Here is a 19199-nt window from a genome sequence, read left to right as displayed (position 1 = left end):
TTTGACAAATTTTTCTGCGGCAATGACATCGGCAGAATCAGCACGACGAGGATACATATTTTGGGGAAGTAAACAAGATTTAAAGCGTTATCAAAATGAAAGAATAAATATGCAATTTCAACTCGGGCTATTAAAAGAACAAATACATCCTAGTTTGAAACAGCAACAGAAATTTACACAGATGAACTCGTTAGTTAATGAAAGATTAATGCTTTTGAAGCAATCAATAGAAATTTATCAAAAAGATAAAACAGCATTAGAAGCACAAACTAATATTACTACTCATAGTGTTAAGCTTCGGCAAGAAATATTGCGTATAATAGCAGATATTCAAACTGAAGAACAACGCTATTTACAAAGTTCTCTAGAAGAATCTGAGAACAGCATTCACTTGAGAATCCTAATGGAAATACTGGGTACTATTTTAAGTGCTATAGTAATTGTTAGTTTATGTATTATTCTTGATCAACAATGGATCAAACGCGAAAAAATTGAGTCTTTAGAATTTTCACTAGCGCAACAAAAAGAATTTGGAGAATTAAAAATCCGCTTGTTTTCGATGATTTCTCATGAATTTCGTACACCTTTAAGCATCATTTTGCTATCATCTCAATTATTGCAAGAGATTCTTGAAGAATTGGTAGATGAGAAGCAGTTAAAAAATCTTTATCGGATTCAGTCTTCAGCCAAATTAATGAATCATCTGCTGACAGATATATTGACCTTAACAAGATCGGAAGCGGGGAAGCTGGATTACAAACCTCAATTAATTAACCTAGAAAATTTCTGCTTAAATTTAGTAGAAGATTTACAACTTTTTGGTACGACCCCACATTTAATAGAGTTTAGAAATGATGGGCAGTGTTTTCGAGCTAATCTAGATGAAAAACTGCTGTATTCCATCCTTAGTAACTTACTTTTAAATGCTATTAAGTACTCATCTACTGAAAGTAAGATATACTTGGTTTTAAACTCAGAATCAGAGGCTGTATTTTTTCAAGTAAGAGACCAGGGAATAGGTATTCCAAAAACAGAACAAGAAAAGATTTACGAGCCTTTCTATCGAGGTCAAAATGTGAATAATATTGTTGGTACCGGACTAGGTTTAGCAGTTGTTAAAAAATGTGTAGAACGACACACTGGAGAAATTTATTTAGAAAGTAAAGTAGGAGTTGGAACTACATTTACTGTTAAAATTCCTCATAAAAATATCATAATATCCGCCTAAATACTTAAAGCTATTGTTAGCAAGATTAGAGTATTTCATTTCCTCATTTGAGCGCGATCGCCCTGTTGTTAGTTACTGATATCATGACATCCAAAAAACTTTTGATATTGATGATCGCACTTATTAAAACTATTCGAGAATAAGAAGAAACGACTTATCAAGACGCTAGCTTTTAAGCATTAGAAGAACAATTACACCTGACTGAATCCCTTATCAGACGGCGACACAATCAGCAGATGTTCTTGCGCCGCAATGCCCAATTATTGCCGCAATAGTTAAGCTTTGAGGCTGAACTCTTAGAAGAAAATCCAGAGTTAGCTCAAACTATTCACGCTCTCAATATGCGGGAGATTCAGAGTAATCAGCGAGGGCTAGAAAATGTTTTAAGTTCAGAAGAATTAGCCTCAAAAGAGCAAAGTATTTGGAGTAAGTTTTTTCCGGGATTGGGTGGGATATAAATAATTAATGAGCTAAATCTATTTTTCTTGATGTTGCTACATAGCTGTTTTTAGTAATTGGGTAACAATAAAGGAAAATTAAAGTTATGTCTGACTTATCAGTTTTCGTGTTTGAGTCTCAACAAGTCCGATTCGTAGGTACACTAGAAAAGCCAGAATGGGTAGCAGCGGATGCCTGTGCAATTCTTGAAATCAAAAATGCCAGTGATACGTTAGCTTCTTTCGATGAGTATAAAAGGGGTATAGCTAATATCTATACCCCTCATGATGATAATCTTCAACGACAAGAAATACTCATTTTAACTAGATGCCAGCTACTTTTAATAGTGTCATAATCACTACAATTAAAATGCCTTTTCGCTGCTTTTTGAATATTATTCTATGTCTTAAGGCTGATATATCTCTTCTGGTTTGTAAAGTAAGGTTATCCGTAAGATAGTTTTATTTTCTATGTAAAAACATCTATTTTAGATATAGGCATGAGGAGTATTCTTATAAATCAAAATTGAAAAACAAAGTTACAGATTATGCCTTAATCAAAAGTCAGCAACTAAGTAATTAAGCAAGCAAAACTAACTATTTCAGTCTCGTCTTGATTTGGAAGACTAATTCTATTATCAAAGCATTGGATTTTTCTAACACTATCTCCAAAAAATATGCCTAATCTATCAGGAAAGCACATTTCTTACTGGATTGACTCAACACCCACAGCTAATTTTCCACCACTTATCAATAATCTATCTGTGGATGTTGCAATTGTCGGTGCAGGTATTGCGGGAATCACTGCTGCAACATTACTTAAACGCGCAGGTAAAACCGTTGCGGTAATTGAATCGCAACAGATATCTACTGGTGTTAGTGGTCATACTACAGCCAAAGTTACCTCACTTCACCAATTGATTTATGCGGATTTGATTAAAAATCATGGTGAAGAAAAGGCACAGATATATGCACAGTCAAACCAAGCAGCACTAGAATTTGTTGCCAAAACAGTTACCGAAGAACAAATTGACTGTGACTTTAGTCGCCAAAGTGCCTATACTTTCGCAGAAACTGAAGATCATCTCAAGGACATTGAAAAAGAGGTAGAAGCAGCACTAAAAATCGGACTACCCGCCACATTTGTTCGTAAAACTTCCTTGCCCTTTCCTATTGTTGGTGCTGTTAAGTTTGACAACCAAGCACAATTTCACTCTCGCAAATACCTCTTACACCTGATCAAGCAGATTCCTGGTGATGGAAGTTACGTATTTGAAAATACAAGAGTACTAAAGGTCGATGAAGATACTCTTTGTCAAGTTACTACTGACAGGGGAATTATTCAGGCACAGGATGTCATAGTTGCAACTAATATCCCCATTACCGATGAAGGATTATTCTTTGCTAAAACTTACCCCAAACGTTCTTACATCATTGGTGCGCGGATTGCAGAGCAGAAAGCACCTGTGGGAATGTACATCGGTTCAGGAGAAAAATACTACTCTATTCGGACTACTCCTGACAAGAATGGCTTATTGCTACTTGTTGGTGGCGGCGGTCATCAAGTGGGAACAGTGGAGAATACTGAAGAAAAATATCTAGATTTAGAAAATTATGCCCGTTCTCGCTTCGATATCGATTCCATTGACTATCGTTGGTCTACTCAGGATTTTGTATCTTTTGACAAGATACCATACGTAGGAAAATTAACTCCTCTAAGCAAGCATACCTTTGTGGCAACTGGGTTTAGTCTGTGGGGCATGACTCAAGGAACCTTGTCTGGAATGATACTTTCAGACCAGATTTTAGGCATTGAAAATCCTGCGACTGATTTGTACGATTCAACCCGCGCCACTCCTTTTGTCACTCCACAAGGTATAAAGCAAAACTTGGAAGTTGGCGCTCATTGGATAGGCGATCGCCTCAAGGGATTGAATAAATCTCTGCAAGATGTGGCTATCGGTGAAGGAAAGCTAGTCACTGTTGATGGTGATAAAGTTGCGGCTTACCGAGATGAAACAGGAGAAATACACGCTGTTTCTGCGGTGTGTTCTCACTTGGGTTGTGTTGTTGCTTGGAACAGTGCCGAGAAAAGTTGGGACTGTCCCTGTCATGGTTCACGTTTCAGTTGCAATGGGGAAGTTTTACACGGACCGACAGTGAAAGATTTAAAGAAATTTTAGCTTTAACAATTGCCTATTTGCAGACGCGCTTTTATACCTTGTGTCACCTTTGATTCTGACTCTTCCTTGCTGGAGTTAACATTTTCACCAAGGAAGAATTTAGATAACTCTGCGCTGAGATATACAAACTTTCCCAAATCTCTTGGTTCCGACTGATTTTTGTGCCTACTGTATTTCCTGCTGTTTTCTCCGACACCAAGTATTTACGGAAATAGTTATTCCACAAGTGTTGGAGAAAATCTTCAGCAAATTCGTTAAACGGCAGAATCCATTTGTCCCTCTACACAAGCATTTGGATTTTTTCAACCCTTATAATCACTATACATCTACTCTACATCGGCAGGCGAATACAGAACTCAGTACCTTGACCTAATTGAGACTGTACTTTTAGGCTACCATGATGTTTATCGACTACAATTTGCCGAGCGATTGCCAATCCTAATCCTGTACCTTTTCCTACACCTTTAGTCGTAAATAAATGGTCAAAAATTCTCGCTTTCACCTCTTCGGTCATACCCTTACCATTATCCCGAATACGAATTTGAACTTGATTCTCAACCATTGCTGTGTGAATTGTGATTTGTTGTGGATGGGTGGCGATTTCTAAAAATGATCGAGTTTTTGCCATCTCATCAAACATATCGATCGCATTGGCTAGGATATTTATAAACACCTGATTTAATTGTCCTGAAAAGCATTCGATAAGTGGTAATTCACCATATTCTTGAATGACTTCGATCGCAGGTCGAATCTCATTGGCTTTTAGTCGGTATTTTAAGATCATGAGTGTGCTATCAATGCCTTCGTGCAGGTTAGCATTGACTTTGTATTCGGTATCGGCACGGGAAAAGGTACGCAAACTGGTGCTGATGCCTTGGATGCGAACAGTTGCGTCTTGCATGGACTTTAGGAGTTTGGGTAAGTCCTCGCAGAGAAACTCCAAATCGATTTCTTCTGCCTTGTCTTGTACAGGTGCGGCTGCGTCAGGATGATATTGCCGATAGAGTGTGAGATATTCGAGTAAGTCTCGCACATTGTCTTTGGCATTGTTGATGCTGCCCTTGAGGAAGCCGATGGGATTGTTGATTTCGTGGGCAACACCTGCGATTAAGTTACCCAAAGATGCCATTTTTTCGCCCTGAACAATTTGTAGTTGCGATTGTTCAAGTTGCTGGGCATAGGTTTGAGCTTGTTGATAAAGTCGAGCATTTTTCAGAGAAATCGCCGCTTGGGTGCAGAGGAAGTTAAGAATTAGGATGCGATCGCTAGTAAACACTCCACTGGCTGTGTGATTGTTCAAATATAAAATCCCAATTAACTCACCCTGATTGAGAATTGGCAAACACAACGTACTTTTCGGTTGCCGCTGAATTAGATAATCATCAATAACAGGCAGATCAGTTTTGAGATTATCTATCATCACCACTTCTTGAGTGTTTTTGACGTACTGAATCAGCTTGACAGGCAGATTTTTATTAGCTTCAAGCGGTTCGGAACACAGTTTTACAGTATCTGTAGTAGCAATCGAGACCAACTGCAACTCGTGAGCCTGGTTAGGCATAATTAAGGCACAGCAATCACCCCCGGACTGTTGCAAAAGAATCAAGGTGAGTTGATGAATTAGTTCATCTAGTTGAATCGTGCTAGAAAGGCTTTGAGAGGCTTTGAGAATAGCAGCAAAATCAAGAATGTTATTAATGCTCGTACTGGAACGGCTGGTTGTTGTAGAGGTATGGATTGGGATATTGGCGAGCGAGACCAGGGTTTCCAGGGGATTCAGGCTCTGGATAGCTGGCTGGAGAATGGGGCGCAGTAAATGGGGATAGCGCTGTTCTAAATCATCCGTTTTAGCTTTAGCTCCCCAACGAGCGTAGCAGTAGTAAGCTTCCTGCATGTAGCCTGCGGATACCTTCTCTTTGCCCCAGTTGAGGTAGAACTTAGCAGCCAGTTCGTTAGCTAAGGCTTCTTCTGGGATGTAACCGTTTTCCTTAGCAGCCGTAATGGCGCGATCATAGTAATCTAGCGCTTCAAGTTGATTGCCTAAAACTCGATTTTTTTCAGCTTCTACTAAATAGAATTGATGTAAAGCATTCATGGGGCAATGGTTTGCCCATAGTTGCATTTTTTCTTGGTTATCTATTACTTGATTTAGAAGCTGTATTTGTGTGTCTTGATTGACATCTAAAAAGATAGCTAGTCGTGCCAGTGATGTATAAAAATAACATTGTCGAAAAATAATTAGCCCCAGCCCACCAGCTAAATACTGTTCTGTTTGGACAATATATTCCTGTGCCAGCTCGTACTTGCCAAAAAGATAACACAGTTGAAGCTTAGAAAAATAAAATTCTAGCAATGCAACCAGATCATTCTTTGCGATACTAATGGGGAGCATGACATCCTCATTATAAGCTTCACCTTTCAAACAACATACATTGTCAACATTTCCTAATAAATTTAATACCCTCTGTCTCTGAATTTCATTGTAGTTAGCGAACCCTTGTTGCTTAATTTGATGGAGAGCGTGGGTATATGTTCGCATCTCTTTTTCTAATGTACTCAGCTCGTGACCGAGGAAATATAAATGAACACTATAGTAACGAATGGCAAGACCCGCAAATTCCAAATCTCCTGTTTCTAAACCAATAGAATAAGCCTCCCAGAGAGATTGTAATGTTTCTTGAATATGTTCCTGCCAATGCCTAACTAGACAATTAAATGTATGAATAGTTTTGGCAGTTACTTCTTTAGTGTCAAATTGGCTTAAAAGCTTGACAGATAATTTGCCAAATCGATAGCCAGATTCAATATCTTTAACTAATCCACAAAGGATAATTCCATAGACGACATATCCGAAAGCTGACTGAGGAGAATTACCATATTGATGAGACAGACTAACTTGCCGCAATGGCAGAAGAAGAAATAAATTGGGATCTACTTGATACGCAAAACTTGTAATGTTCGATATAATCCTCATTGCTGCCAGATATGTTTTATCCGTCATCTGAGGCAGATTTATTAAATCTTCAACTGGCTGATCTGCAAATAAAGAAATGGCATTACTGATTTCAGCCTGTATATCAGAATTGCTGATATTTTCCGGGAATTCAATTCCCAATGACTTCAAAACTTCTTTTCCCAGCCCAACCGCTTTTAGTGATTGATTTTGTGCGCCATAAGCTTGAATTTTTACCTCATATACTTCGATTTTATCCAAAGGATTTTGAGCTTGATTTAAGACTGTTTGGATAAATTTATCCATCAATTCAAAATTGCCAGCCAAATAAGCGGACTCTGCTCCTAGATTGTGCAATTCTAATGCAAACTGATATTGACTCTCCCAACAATCTACTTTTAATAATTTAATTCCAAAAGTCGCATATTCGGTTGCAGCAGTATAGGCAGTAGAGATTCTTGCTTTAGAAGCAGCAAATAAATTTAACCCAGCAAGTTCTTCCTGTTCAGTAATTTCCGTAATTAGTTGAACACCATAATTTAATTGGTTAACAATATCAAAGATTTTTTGCTCTCGCTCTGTTGCAGTTATATTTTTGAGTAAGAGTTGACCGATTTTAAGATGGGTTGCCTGTTTTTGGTCTTCGGGAATTAGCGAGTAAGCCGCTTGTTGGACGCGATCGTGCAAGAATTTATAAGGAACAGCAATCTCACCATCGCTCTCGTCTGAGTCATGGGATTGGAAGAACTTGTAGGTTTCATTAATCGGGAGAATCAGTCCTTCCTGTAATGCTTTCCATAGGTGAGTTGCCGCGCCAATTAGGGATTTTTGGGAAACAATCGCCAAGGTACTCAAATCAAAAGAGTTGCCAATACAAGCCGCCAATTTCAAAACTTCCTGCGTCTGTGTTGGCAGTTTCTGCAACTGTAATGCCATGAACTCCACCACATCATCGGTCAATGCTAAATGCCGCACCGCCGCCATGTCACATTGCCAATAACCCAGTTCTGACTGGAACTCAATCCAAGCATCCTCGTGTAATGCCTTGAGAAATTGCGTTGTAAAAAATGGATTTCCTTTGGCTTTTTGATACACTAACTGTGTCAGGGGTTGAGCTAGTTCCTTGGTACAACTCAAGGTATCTGCCACTAGCTGATTCACCGTCATTTCCCCCAAGGGTAACAGGGTAATGGTATTGACGATCGCTCTTGCTTTCTGAATCTGTTCCAGCATCAGCATCAAGGGATGAGCCGGAAACACTTCATTGTCTCGATAAGCTCCTAGAATTAGTAAATATCCACAACCAGCTTCACTCATCAATAATTGCAGTAAGTTCAGGGAAGCTGAATCTGCCCATTGCAAATCATCCAGGAATATTACTAGGGGATGTTCTTTTGTGGTGAAAACTTGGATGAATTTTTGAAATAGTAAGTTGAAGCGATTTTGAGCTGCACTCCCAGAAAGTTCAGGGACAGGTGGTTGTTTTGAGATAATTCGCTCTAGTTCAGGAATCACTTCCACAATCACCTGCCCATTTTCGCCAACTGCGGCAAGAATTTTAGTTTGCCATGCTGCCAATTGGTCATCGCTTTCACTCTGCATTTGTCCCATCAAATCACGAAAAGCTTGCACAAAAGCTGATAGGGGAATGTTGCGATTAAACTGGTCAAATTTGCCTTTGATGAAATATCCTTGCTGACGGGTAATTGGCTTATGGACTTCATTGACTACCGCAGTTTTCCCAATCCCGGAAAATCCTGCTACTAGCATCATTTCTGAATTACCATTAGTAACACGCTCAAAAGCTTCCAGCAAAGTTGTAACTTCTGTTTCTCGACCGTAGAGTTTTTCTGCGATCAGAAAGCGATCGCACACATCTCTCTGGGCAATTTCAAAATCTTTAATTTTGCCAGTTTTTTTTAGTTGCTCTAAACAAGTCTCTAAATCGTACTTTAATCCCAAAGCACTCTGATATCTATCTTCAGCATTTTTCGCCATCAATTTTTGAATAACATCATCCAAAATTTGAGGAATCTCATGACTGTTAACTGAAGGAGGCATTTTAGCAATATGACAATGCACCAACTCCATCGGGTCATCAGTTACAAATGGTAATTCTCCTATTAATAATTCATAAAATGTCACACCTAGAGAATAAAAATCGGTGCGGTAATCTATTCCTCGGTTCATCCTTCCTGTTTGTTCTGGGGAAATATAAGCGAGGGTTCCTTCTAAAATATTAGGATTTTTAATTTCTTGAGTTTCTTTGGGCAACAAAGAGGCAATACTAAAATCTATCAGTCTAACTTGTTTTGTTTCGGGATGAATCAGAATATTTGCAGGTTTAATATCTTTGTGAATAACGTAGTTTTGGTGTAAATCGTGGAGAATATTAGTTAATTGAATAGCGAATACTAAAAATTCTCCAAGTGAGAAGCTATTAGTTCTAATGTATTCCCTTAAAGAATTTTCCCCCATATCTTTCATCACTAAAATATAACTATTCCCAAAAGTTTCTAATGATAAAGGACGAATAATCCCAGGAATATTGAGATTTTTAGTAATAGTATATTGGTTGCGAAATTGCAATAATTCATTGAAGCTGGGATATTCAGATGTCAGAAGTTTAATGACTACTGCGAGTGTTTCTTGCTCTCGGATAGCTTGATATACTCTGGTTCTGTAGCCTGTATACAGTTGGGAGTTAATTTGATATCCGGGAATGGCAAGAGCGGAGTTTGCAGTTATCATTTATACTTCTCTCATGGTGGGAATTAGTTTTTGCCTCATGAAGCTAGTATTCCCAACGAGCATCTTAGTTGTTGCAAAGCGGCGAAAAAAGGACTTCCAAGGAATAAAATCACCAAAGCATAATAATCATAATCATTGTTAGAGGGGGAAGGAGAAGGTGTCGGGACTGAAACAGCGATCGCTCGCTGCCATTACAGTGCAAGGCGGAACTGGGTAGCTCAGTGCTGCGACAGTGAGGCGGCAGGCTCTAATTACTGGATTAGACCCTCAATGATTCTTGGTGGGAGCGGGTTAAATATTACGCTCGGCTGGCGATTGAGCGGGTGGAGTACGGTGTATAATCAGTTAAAGAGTTACTCAGTACACTAACGTATGATAAACGGTGGGGAGGGATTTCAAGTTTGAGGATACTTACCCTGATAAGTTTGCTCAACTGGTAACAGATGCGCCCGATTGGACAAAGTGGATGGGTTAATTGTGGGGCTGTTGTTGCCAGTATCTTTACCAACTTTTTCAGATATTCTTAAGCTAGAGTTAAAAAACTTTAATATTTGTAATATTTAAAATTAAAAGTTATCTTGCTCTGGTTGTCAAATCACTCTAGCGAAAGAACAACAGAGATTGTAGAAGAGGTTAAATGTAATTTGACAACCATCTTTTAAACCTTAGTTTATGCAGCATAATTTTTTGATCTCAGCCGAGGAAAAGGAAAAAATATTTCATACAGAATTAGTCAAATACGGTGTGGAGTATGAACAAGCTCGAAAAGCAGCACAAATTTTAGCTTGCACTCAAGCAGATGAGCTTTTATCACAACAAGACAGACAAACAGTTACACAAGCATGTAACAAATGGTCAACACAGCGTAAACTCTACAAACGCATCATTACATCTGTTGTAAATTCTTGAAGGCATTAAGCAGATACTGTATGGAAATTTCAATTAATCATGGTACACAAACCAACGACTTGCTATTCACTGATTGAACAAAAGTAACATTCTTAACACAAGGTAGAAAACATTAGATGGAATCCACGCAAGACAAATGAGCATTAGTCACAAATGGGAACCGAGGGATTGGGTTTGCCATCGCTCAAGGTCTACTAGCAAAAGGCTACTCGATAATTATCACTTCCCGCTCGTTTGATAACGCAAAACTTGCGGCCCAGAAACTTCAACCAAAGGTAATTCCTGTCGAATTGGATGTCACTAATGATCGCTCTATCGATGAAGCAGTAAAAACCCTGCATCAAAAGATTGATCGCTTAGACGTTTTGATCAATAATGCTGGCGTGTATCCAGATAAGGATGTAAATATTCTTACCATTGACCGGGAGTTACTTAATTCCACAATGAATGCCAACACCTTTGGCGCAATTCGGATGGTACAGGCATTTTTACCCCTGTTGGAAAAATCCCCCGATGCCAGAGTTGTTAACGTTTCAAGCGGATATGGAGCATTAGAAGACTTGTCGTGGGATGTCCCAAGTTACTGCCTATCAAAGCTAGCATTAAATGGCGCAACAATAATGCTGGCACAAGCCATATAATCTAAAGGTATTGTTGTCAATTCCATTTGTCCAGGGTGGGTTAAAACAGATATGGGTGGTTCATCAGCACTGCGCACGCCAGAACAAAGAGCCGACACTGCAATTTGGCTGGCTACTGATGCTCCACGCAATATAAGCGGTAAGTTTTTGCGAGAACGCAAAATAATTTCTTTTTAGGTGTAAACTGTCGTTAGAGTTTTTCATCTTGAAAAAAGCATAAATTTTCTATGCCTCGAAAAACCCCACCGCGAGCATCCCACTTTACTCTTGAAATACTTTTTACCACTTTGAGTTAGGTTGTGCGAATGAGCGCACTGCTTCACTCACTTTAGTGCGATAGCGTAACCGCTTTTTCCGTTGGCGTTCGTCGAACGCGAGTGCGTTCCGCAGGAAAGGCATTGCCTCTCGTTCGCGTTAGCGTTAGCGTCTCTGAAAGAGAAGAGAAGGTATCGCTCAAAACCTTCAGACAACAAATCATCCGGCTATGTCTTTACCACTCTTGTAGTTCATAGCTCTGGGTTTCCTCTTGCCTATAGGGACTATTTTCGATTGCTTGGGCGCTTGTGGCGGACGGCATATTTCACAGTAAAGTGGTCGGACACCAAAAGTTTCTCGTTGTGTGGGTTGCTCACACTGCTTACATACAAAGTTAAAAACGCGAGTATGAATTTCCCGCTTGTGCGCTCTAACGGTGTACTCTCTGACTTGGATTTCTTTGCTAGGCATGGGAGGTGAAATTTCTATGTTAACCAAAACCCGTACTCTGATATCGGCTTTCTCGAAATGCCAAGTACCGTTAAGCATTGGACTACAATACGTATAAGAGCGTCTCAATAGTCAATATCTAACGTAGCGGATACTTTCAATAACTGTAAGGCTTTTAGGTTTCGCATCACGAACTAGACTACTCTGAAAAAATCTCAGGAATTGTTTGTTGATGGTGTTTTGCTTACTTGAGAGTTAAAGAGGAGTTTGCCGTGGTATGGAGCTAAAGTTTGGGTAAAAAAATGTTGACAGCGATTGTGTTCATCAGCAATTATCACTCGCGCCTCGTGTCCAGTCTGGAATACCTCAGCGCGATCGCGTTCTTCATAGGCAGCAATAATCACAAAATCTTGAGGTTGACACAAATAAGCTGCTGCACCGTTGAGACAAATAATACCACTGCCAGGATCTCCTGGCAACACGTAGGTTGACAAGCGGTTACCATTGCTAACATTCCAAATCTCCACCTCCTGCAAAGGCAGAATTCCAACTTGATCAATTAAGTCACTATCAATGGTGACGCTACCTACATAATTCACATTTGCATCGGTTACGCGCACTCGATGTAACTTGGCGTGCATCATTCTAATTCTATTCATAATTTTTACCCTGTATATGTCAATTAATTGTTAGTATTTTCCAGCACTTTTTCAAATAACACTGCTTCTTTATGAGGAGCAGGAACCTGAGAAAAAACGCGTCTGCCCTCAAACTCAAAAGACTCGTACTGCACGGTAAATCTTCGTTGATATTCCAACTCTTGAGCAATATAGGCTGTAACTGAATTTGTACAAGTTGTTACAGCACGCTCGTAATTCAAACTTGCGGCTACTTCAAGTATTTTCTTTTCCAATGCTAAAACAATAGCAGTACCGTTTACATGGTCAGACATACCTGACATAAATACATAGACAATTTCTCCTTTTTTCACCTCACCGTAACTTTTGATGTACATTTGATCTAAAGAATCCAATAGCGCAAAAATTGGCTTGAAGAATTCAGGTATCTCAAATTTCATTGCCAGAGAACTAGCAAAATCTTCACTCAAACAAAATCCAAGAACGTTTCCAGAAATCTTATCAACCGCAATGTAGGATAATCCCTCTGGGAGACACTGTTTACAAACTCTATTGGCAAAGACACTAAACTCTTCTTTCTTGATAGCCAACGCCAATTCTAAGGGGCTTCTCTTCGTAAACGACTCACTTACTAATGTTGTAGTTTGTTCTAAATATTTCTCCTCAAAAGGGATAAGTTCAACATCACTCAAGCGCACCTCAACTACGGGAGAATACCTTAGCTGTTTTGCTTCGTCGAAAAACCTTGCTAAAGATGCGAGTGAAGGCTCATTGACAAAGTTGGTAAGAGGAATGCGTACCTGAAATTCCTGGTTCAATTTTTCTAAGAAAGATAAAACAGACAAGGAGTTTCCACCCAGAAGAAAGAAATCATCTTCTCTGCTAACAGGAGAAACAAGAAACATCTGTTGCCAAATATCTGCTAATAACTTTTCTGTTTCGGTTTGAGGCAGCTTTTCCGAATCAATGACTCTGAACCTCCACCCACTCATACTAGACAAAGTTTGGCGATCAACTTTACCATTGGGAGTCAGAGGCAGTTCATCTACAGCCACAATTCTCGCTGGCACCATGTAATGAGAAAGTTGAGAGAGCGCGTACTGTTTCATGGCATCCACATTCACTGTAGAAGGAACAACAAACGCCACTAGTTGTTTTGTTTCCGATGCCTGCTCGTCTTCTTGAATGAGAACGGTGACATTGGAGATTTCTGGGTGGAACTGTGCTAAGACTTTTTCTATCTCCTCTAGCTCTACTCGAAATCCCCGAATTTTCACCTGATTGTCAACCCGGCCAACATAATAGAGCAGACCATTGTTGTCTGTGGTTACTAAATCTCCTGTTTTGAAGAGAATACCATTGCTAGAAAATGGGTTGGGGATGAATCGCGCTTTGGTTTCTTGAGGTTTTTTGTGGTATCCGCGTGCTAGTACGACACCTCCCACCCAGAGTTCACCGACCTCACCTAGACCAACTGGCTGCAAATTTTCATCCAAAATATGAATCTCGGCATTGAGGATGGGCTGACCAATCGGCACGTCGAGTTCTAGGTTTGCTATATTTCCGGCAAACTCCGCCCAAGTGATGTCACCGGCTACCTCGGTACTTCCGTAAAGATTCAGCAAAATCCCGTGAGATACACTGGCTCTGAATTTCTGCAACAGATTTTGTGTTAGTCGCTCTCCGCTTACTGTCCAAATTTTCAGATCCCGAAGGGCTTCTCCCAAATCTGGGCGAGTGTTGAGCAACGCCTCTAACAATGATGGTACGAGGATGATGCGAGTTACTTTAGCATCCTGAAGTAAGCCAATCATTTCTTGAGGATTGGTGCTTGAGGAGTGAGGGAGAATGACAACTTTTACTCCTTTAAGCAATGGCCCAAAAATCTCCCAAATCGAGTCTACGAAGTTGAGGGTGGTTTTGTGACAGCACACCTCGTTTTCAGTAAAAGGATACTGATTCCACATCCAAATGCAACGATTGACAGTGGCTCGGTGAATTCCACAAACACCTTTGGGGGTGCCAGTGCTGCCAGAGGTGTACAAAATGTACATTAAGCTATCGGGGGTGACAGGAATATCTGGGTTGCTACTGTCTTGTTGCGATAGAGATTCGTCGTCTACTAATAAAATTCGTCCTTTGAAGTCGGTAAGACTATTCAGTAGAGACTTTTCTGTAATCAGAACTCCACAACCGGAATCTTCAATCATGTATTGCTTTCTGGCTTCTGGGAAATCTGGATCTACGGGGACATAAGCGCCACCCGCTTTTAAGATTCCTAGAATGGCAACGATTGCTTCTGGGGAACGTCGCAAGCAGATGCTAACTGGAGTTTCTAGCCCTACTCCAAGGTTTCTCAAAGTATGAGCAAATTTATTAGCCCACTGGTTCACTTCTGAATAGGTAAGCTCCAAATGTCCCATGACAAGGGCTATTTTTTCCGGTGTTTTTTCCACCTGTTCTTGGAACAGGTAGTGGATAACTTGGTTTGATAGTTTTTCCATAGATAAATCCTTAATCAACTCATCTATTTTCTGAATAGAAAGATGCTGCATGACGACAACGTGAGCTAGAGATCCTTCTGTAGCTAATTGCCACTTTCGACAGGTTTCTCTTGCTGGCTTTTCAAAAACGACTGTGGTTGAAAAGTTGTTAAGTAGCGAGGGGTTCCCGATTTTAGTTAGGCGATTATATAGATACTGGGCGTTTCGCAAGCACGTTGATACTTCCAACTCAAAATGCTGGCTTCTAGTTTTAAGAGCATACCAAAGCAATAGAGGAGTTAAACCACTCCGTGATCCTGTAATGGTCGTATCTTTGCTGCCAATATACTCAATCACTTGACCAATCTTTTCTAGATATTCAGCACGAGTGAGGACAATTCCATAAGGGATCGGAGAGCCAATGAACTTATGCCCGCTCACAGCTATGCTGCCAATGGGATAGTTCTTAAAGCTAATTTTCGGTGCCCCTTCAATAAACGGAAGTAACATACCTCCGAGCGCACCATCACAATGAATGTAAAAACGGATGTCGAGTTTCTCTAGAATGCCAATGACTCGATCTATGTTGTCTACAGCACCTTTCATTGTGGTTCCAAAGTTGAGGTTGAGAATGGCACTCTGATTTTTTCGTTTCGATAGCTCCTGTTCTAAATGTTCGTACTCTATTTCGCCGTTGGGTTGAGAATTTATGGTGCAGTGAGAAATTCTCAAAAGATGAGCTGCTTTAGGAACTGAGTAGTGACTGTCCTTAGAAGAATACAAAATTCCATCTGGGTAAAGTGTTCGACCTAAAAAAAGCCCGTATAAATTCCCTTCTGTACCACCACTGGTTACATAGCCCCAGTATTCTGGGAGTTCATAAAGTTGGGCAAACCACGAAATACATTCTTGTTCAAATTCTTTGGATTGAAGACCAAAGTCACCTGGAACAAATGGATCGCCAGCATTATTCAAGTGGTATTCCAAAAAAATCAACAGGGAATTGTAGTCAAAATTTAGGTTTTCTGGATAGCCTGCGTAATATTTTGTATATTGAGTTAATCGCTGCTGAAAATCTTCAAGAATTTTTTCAAAAGTATAGAGGTTAGTGGCACCAACAAAGCTGTTGAGCATATTTTAAAATTTAAATAAACGTAGGTTTGATTAATTCTCTTGAATGGCGATCGCTCTAGATGCCAACAGACCAGTAGTTTTGCAGTAAAAACGCCAGATTAAGCTCACAGCAACTGATAACAGTCCTAGAACTAAGCCAAACCACAAACCAACGCCGCCCCAATGGAAATAGATTCCCATCAAATAACCACTGCCCAAACCGATCGGCCAATAGACTAACAAACCAATTATTAGGGGAACGCGAGTATCTTTTAATCCCCGCAAGGCTCCCCCTGCAATGACTTGGATTCCGTCGAAGATTTGGGAAGCAACAGCTAGATGTAACAAAGCGATCGCAAGTTGCACAACTTTAGCATTCTCTGGATTCTTAGTATCTAAATAAATTCCTGCAATGGAGTCAGGAAATAGGCAGAAAATCAAAGCTACGATGCTCACAAATATTGCCCCTAATGCCATCCCCACAAATCCCGATCGTCTCACTCCTTTTAGATCGTTCTCCCCCAACTTTTGTCCTACGCGCATGGAGGTGGCGTAGGAAATTCCTAGAGGAACCATGAAGACGATTTGCGTGGTTTGGATAGCAATTTGATGAGCGGCAAGGGTCACAGTCCCTAAATAACCCATCAAGTAGGCTATACAGGTATTTAGGCTAATTTCTATGGCAAATAAAATAGCTATCGGTAAACCGATTTTAAAAATTTCCCTGAATACTAGAGCATTAAAACGATACCAATGACCAAAAAATTGATAGGTTCTAAGTTCTTTGTCTAAGCTGATAAAACTGATTCCAGCGATGAATTGACCCCAAAGTGTAAAGGTGCTTGCCCAACCTATCCCCGCTAAACCAAGAGCGGGTAAACCCAATTTGCCAAACATGAGGATGTAGTTGCCAATGGCATTAACGACTACCCCAATTACCATAATCATCATAATGAGTTGGGGATGGTTGAGGGCAGACATAAGGTTTTTTAGGACAGAAAAGCCAATCAAGGCTGGAAAGCCCCAGACTATTGCTCGTAAATAAGACTGAGTAAGGAGGACAGTGCTTTCTTGTTGCCCCAATTGCAGCAAAATGGGAGTCATATTCCACAACAGCAGCATGATGGGAATTGATAAAGGAACAGTTAACCAAAGTCCTTGACAAGCGATCTTACGGATGCGTTGGAGTTGACCTGCGCCGAAAGCGATCGCAGCTAAGATACCCACCGCCGAAATCATACCTGAACTCGTCCAAAGGAAGGCAATGTAGGTCGTAGATCCCAAGGCTCCTGCTGCCAGAGTTTGGCTCCCTAGTAAACCCATCATTACCGTGTCAGTAAAGTTGATGGCAATGTCAAATAACTGTGCAATCGCTAAAGGAATTGCTAATTTTAAACAGTCTTGCGCTTCTAAAAATATTTTGGAGTTAGCTGCTGTTCGCGATTTACTCACACGACTTACTCAAAGAAGCAGCAAATTCACCACCTGAAGTTATAGGTAATACTCGTTGAGTTGCAATCTGGTCAACTGCCGATGAATCCGCTTCTAGTCGTGTTAGTGTTTCTTGGAGTAATCGCAAACTATTTAATTTTAATGTCATTTAGACAACTCGAAAAAATGAAATGATTAGATTGATTGTATTAGAGTATTTGTGATAGTACAAGCACTTACTATTACATTCCATTATGGCTGGTAAGTTGATGGTTTCATGACTGATTTCACACACTTAACCCAGATTTATCAATCGCACTGCCCACAACTCTGTGTGACTTGAACTAAAATTTAGGCGTTGCATAATGGAATTTCTATGTTAACCAAAACTAGGGTGCAAGGTCTGCGGTGTAACACCAAAGAAGAGATACCAAAAAACTGGACTGCCACCGATTTCTTTTTGACAACCGATAGCGTCAATTGTGACAATACATCCAGACAGTTCCAAGACTTTTAATAATTCTGGAATTGCTGTAATTTCATTCGATTTTTCATCCACCTTCACTTGTCCCAAGACTAGTTTATTCACAGTTGCCCATGCACTCACCATCACAATTGCACTTTGGTCACTACTTTTATCATTTGAACCACGTCAGGTTTTCCCGTCGATTGCAACAACTTCACCATCCGTTATCTTTTGTATTGATTTCATCCAGTTTAGAAAACATGACTGAAATTGCTGAGGATTCAACTGTGCAAAGACTCTTGCAAATGTGTTGTGTGATGGTATCCCATTTGGTAGCTCTAAAAACGTTTTTAACCACTCAGACTTCGCACATCCGTATGTTTCAATTGCCACCCAACTATCTGCCCCACATATCACTGCACAAATGGCAATAGTCAAAATATCTATTAGCTTATGACGTTTTGTGTGATCTATTCGTGGATCTGACATCTGTGCAAAGTGGTCAGCAATTGTAATTTTGGGCTTGAGTTTCACGCAAACTGGGTCAATATTGTTACTTTTGCAATGACTTTATCATCAATTCCCCATTGCTTATCCTTCATACCACACGTGATCGCTGCCTTTATCCTTTATCCTTTATTTAGTATCTATGTACTATATTTAGATGCGTTTGCCCTACCAGATATCCCTCTTGTTCCAAAGCTGACAGAATGATACTGAAACTCTGACTGTTCTGATAGCGTGGAACATTTTTTAGCGTAAACACCCGTGGCTGCAACTGTCGGATGGCTTCAGCAATAGCGATCGCCCTAATTCATATTTCTATTCTGCAACGTCATATCCCCATCGGTAATGAGTCGGGTTGTTTGGGTCACGCTCACATATAACTCGTGGGTAAAAAACTATTGAACCATCAAGTAACTTTTTATTTTCGAGGTACGGATAGAGGCATCCTTGGCTATGAAGCTGTGAGCCTTTAAGGTCGTCCTCTAAGAATTTTTTGGGTGTTGCAGATAACTCAGTTATTACTGTTTTTGGCTTTGGAGGTAGCGTATGGCTTGGGACTGATTAGAAGAGTTACGCAAATGCGGTGAGTGGGGGGAACTCACCGACATGGAACATGAAGAATTGATCCAGTATGAGGATCAGCTAGAACAGTTGAGGGTAGAACGTCTGGAAGCTCTTATGGAATTAGCAAGGCTAAGGAATATGGATTTGCTGACCTTGAATCGTCAATTTGTCTCGGAATCTCAGTTATTCC

10 protein-coding genes and 2 pseudogenes are annotated in these 19199 nt (G+C 40.1%); 5 read left to right on the top strand and 7 right to left on the bottom strand.

What is annotated here, in order from left to right:
- From H6G86_RS35385 to H6G86_RS35375, 3 genes are all read left to right on the top strand, one after another.
- Window positions 1-1228: sensor histidine kinase (locus H6G86_RS35385; protein ID WP_190938272.1), on the top strand; the 1228-nt coding region annotated here is incomplete at its 5' end.
- Between the two features lie 544 nt (window positions 1229-1772).
- Window positions 1773-2021, top strand: coding sequence for a BRO-N domain-containing protein (locus H6G86_RS35380; protein WP_190938271.1), 249 nt, complete (start codon window positions 1773-1775; stop codon window positions 2019-2021).
- Window positions 2022-2342: 321 nt separating this feature from the next.
- Window positions 2343-3848, top strand: a complete 1506-nt coding sequence (locus tag H6G86_RS35375) for an FAD-dependent oxidoreductase (RefSeq protein ID WP_190938270.1) — start codon at window positions 2343-2345, stop codon at window positions 3846-3848.
- A gap of 331 nt (window positions 3849-4179) precedes the next feature.
- Here the strand turns inward: H6G86_RS35375 and H6G86_RS35370 are convergent, their stop codons facing one another.
- Window positions 4180-9552, bottom strand: a complete 5373-nt coding sequence (locus tag H6G86_RS35370; protein ID WP_190938269.1) for an ATP-binding sensor histidine kinase — start codon at window positions 9550-9552, stop codon at window positions 4180-4182.
- A 672-nt stretch (window positions 9553-10224) separates the two neighbouring features.
- Between H6G86_RS35370 and H6G86_RS35365 the strand changes: the two genes are divergently transcribed.
- Both H6G86_RS35365 and H6G86_RS35360 read left to right on the top strand, forming a co-directional pair.
- Window positions 10225-10461, top strand: coding sequence for a hypothetical protein (locus H6G86_RS35365; RefSeq protein WP_190938268.1), 237 nt, complete (start codon window positions 10225-10227; stop codon window positions 10459-10461).
- A gap of 152 nt (window positions 10462-10613) precedes the next feature.
- Window positions 10614-11102, top strand: a pseudogene (locus tag H6G86_RS35360) (SDR family NAD(P)-dependent oxidoreductase); the annotation flags it as partial.
- Between the two features lie 474 nt (window positions 11103-11576).
- Here H6G86_RS35360 and H6G86_RS35355 read toward each other — a convergent pair.
- The 6 genes and pseudogenes from H6G86_RS35355 to H6G86_RS35330 form a co-directional block, all read right to left on the bottom strand.
- Window positions 11577-11828 (bottom strand): hypothetical protein, encoded by a 252-nt coding sequence (locus H6G86_RS35355; RefSeq protein WP_190938273.1) that lies wholly within the window; start codon window positions 11826-11828, stop codon window positions 11577-11579.
- Between the two features lie 194 nt (window positions 11829-12022).
- Complete coding sequence (panD, locus tag H6G86_RS35350) at window positions 12023-12466, bottom strand: aspartate 1-decarboxylase (RefSeq protein WP_190938267.1); 444 nt, start codon at window positions 12464-12466, stop codon at window positions 12023-12025.
- A gap of 23 nt (window positions 12467-12489) precedes the next feature.
- Window positions 12490-16062, bottom strand: coding sequence for a histidine decarboxylase (locus H6G86_RS35345; protein ID WP_190938266.1), 3573 nt, complete (start codon window positions 16060-16062; stop codon window positions 12490-12492).
- A 30-nt stretch (window positions 16063-16092) separates the two neighbouring features.
- The gene (locus H6G86_RS35340) at window positions 16093-17493 is read right to left on the bottom strand and encodes an MATE family efflux transporter (protein ID WP_190938265.1); all 1401 of its coding nucleotides are present in this window, start codon (window positions 17491-17493) and stop codon (window positions 16093-16095) included.
- Window positions 17486-17641, bottom strand: a complete 156-nt coding sequence (locus H6G86_RS35335; protein ID WP_190938264.1) for a hypothetical protein — start codon at window positions 17639-17641, stop codon at window positions 17486-17488. Before H6G86_RS35335 ends, H6G86_RS35340 begins: the two co-directional genes overlap by 8 nt.
- A 282-nt stretch (window positions 17642-17923) precedes the next feature.
- Window positions 17924-18472 (bottom strand): annotated as a pseudogene (locus H6G86_RS35330) (ISAs1 family transposase); the annotation flags it as partial.
- Between the last annotated feature and the right edge of the window lie 727 nt (window positions 18473-19199).

It is taken from the genome of Nostoc sp. FACHB-133, assembly GCF_014698055.1.
Classification (GTDB): Bacteria; Cyanobacteriota; Cyanobacteriia; order Cyanobacteriales; family Nostocaceae; genus Nostoc.
Note: the sequence above shows the minus strand (reverse complement) of the source record. Positions and strands in the feature narration are given on the sequence as shown.

Excerpts from the sequence above, each read along its gene's own strand:
- H6G86_RS35380 (WP_190938271.1), top strand. The coding sequence starts at position 1,773 with ATGTCTGACTTATCAGTTTTCGTGTTTGAGTCTCAACAAGTCCGATTC.
- H6G86_RS35375 (WP_190938270.1), top strand. The coding sequence starts at position 2,343 with ATGCCTAATCTATCAGGAAAGCACATTTCTTACTGGATTGACTCAACA.
- H6G86_RS35370 (WP_190938269.1), bottom strand. The coding sequence starts at position 9,552 with ATGATAACTGCAAACTCCGCTCTTGCCATTCCCGGATATCAAATTAAC.
- H6G86_RS35365 (WP_190938268.1), top strand. The coding sequence starts at position 10,225 with ATGCAGCATAATTTTTTGATCTCAGCCGAGGAAAAGGAAAAAATATTT.
- H6G86_RS35355 (WP_190938273.1), bottom strand. The coding sequence starts at position 11,828 with ATGCCTAGCAAAGAAATCCAAGTCAGAGAGTACACCGTTAGAGCGCAC.
- panD (WP_190938267.1), bottom strand. The coding sequence starts at position 12,466 with ATGAATAGAATTAGAATGATGCACGCCAAGTTACATCGAGTGCGCGTA.
- H6G86_RS35345 (WP_190938266.1), bottom strand. The coding sequence starts at position 16,062 with ATGCTCAACAGCTTTGTTGGTGCCACTAACCTCTATACTTTTGAAAAA.
- H6G86_RS35335 (WP_190938264.1), bottom strand. The coding sequence starts at position 17,641 with ATGACATTAAAATTAAATAGTTTGCGATTACTCCAAGAAACACTAACA.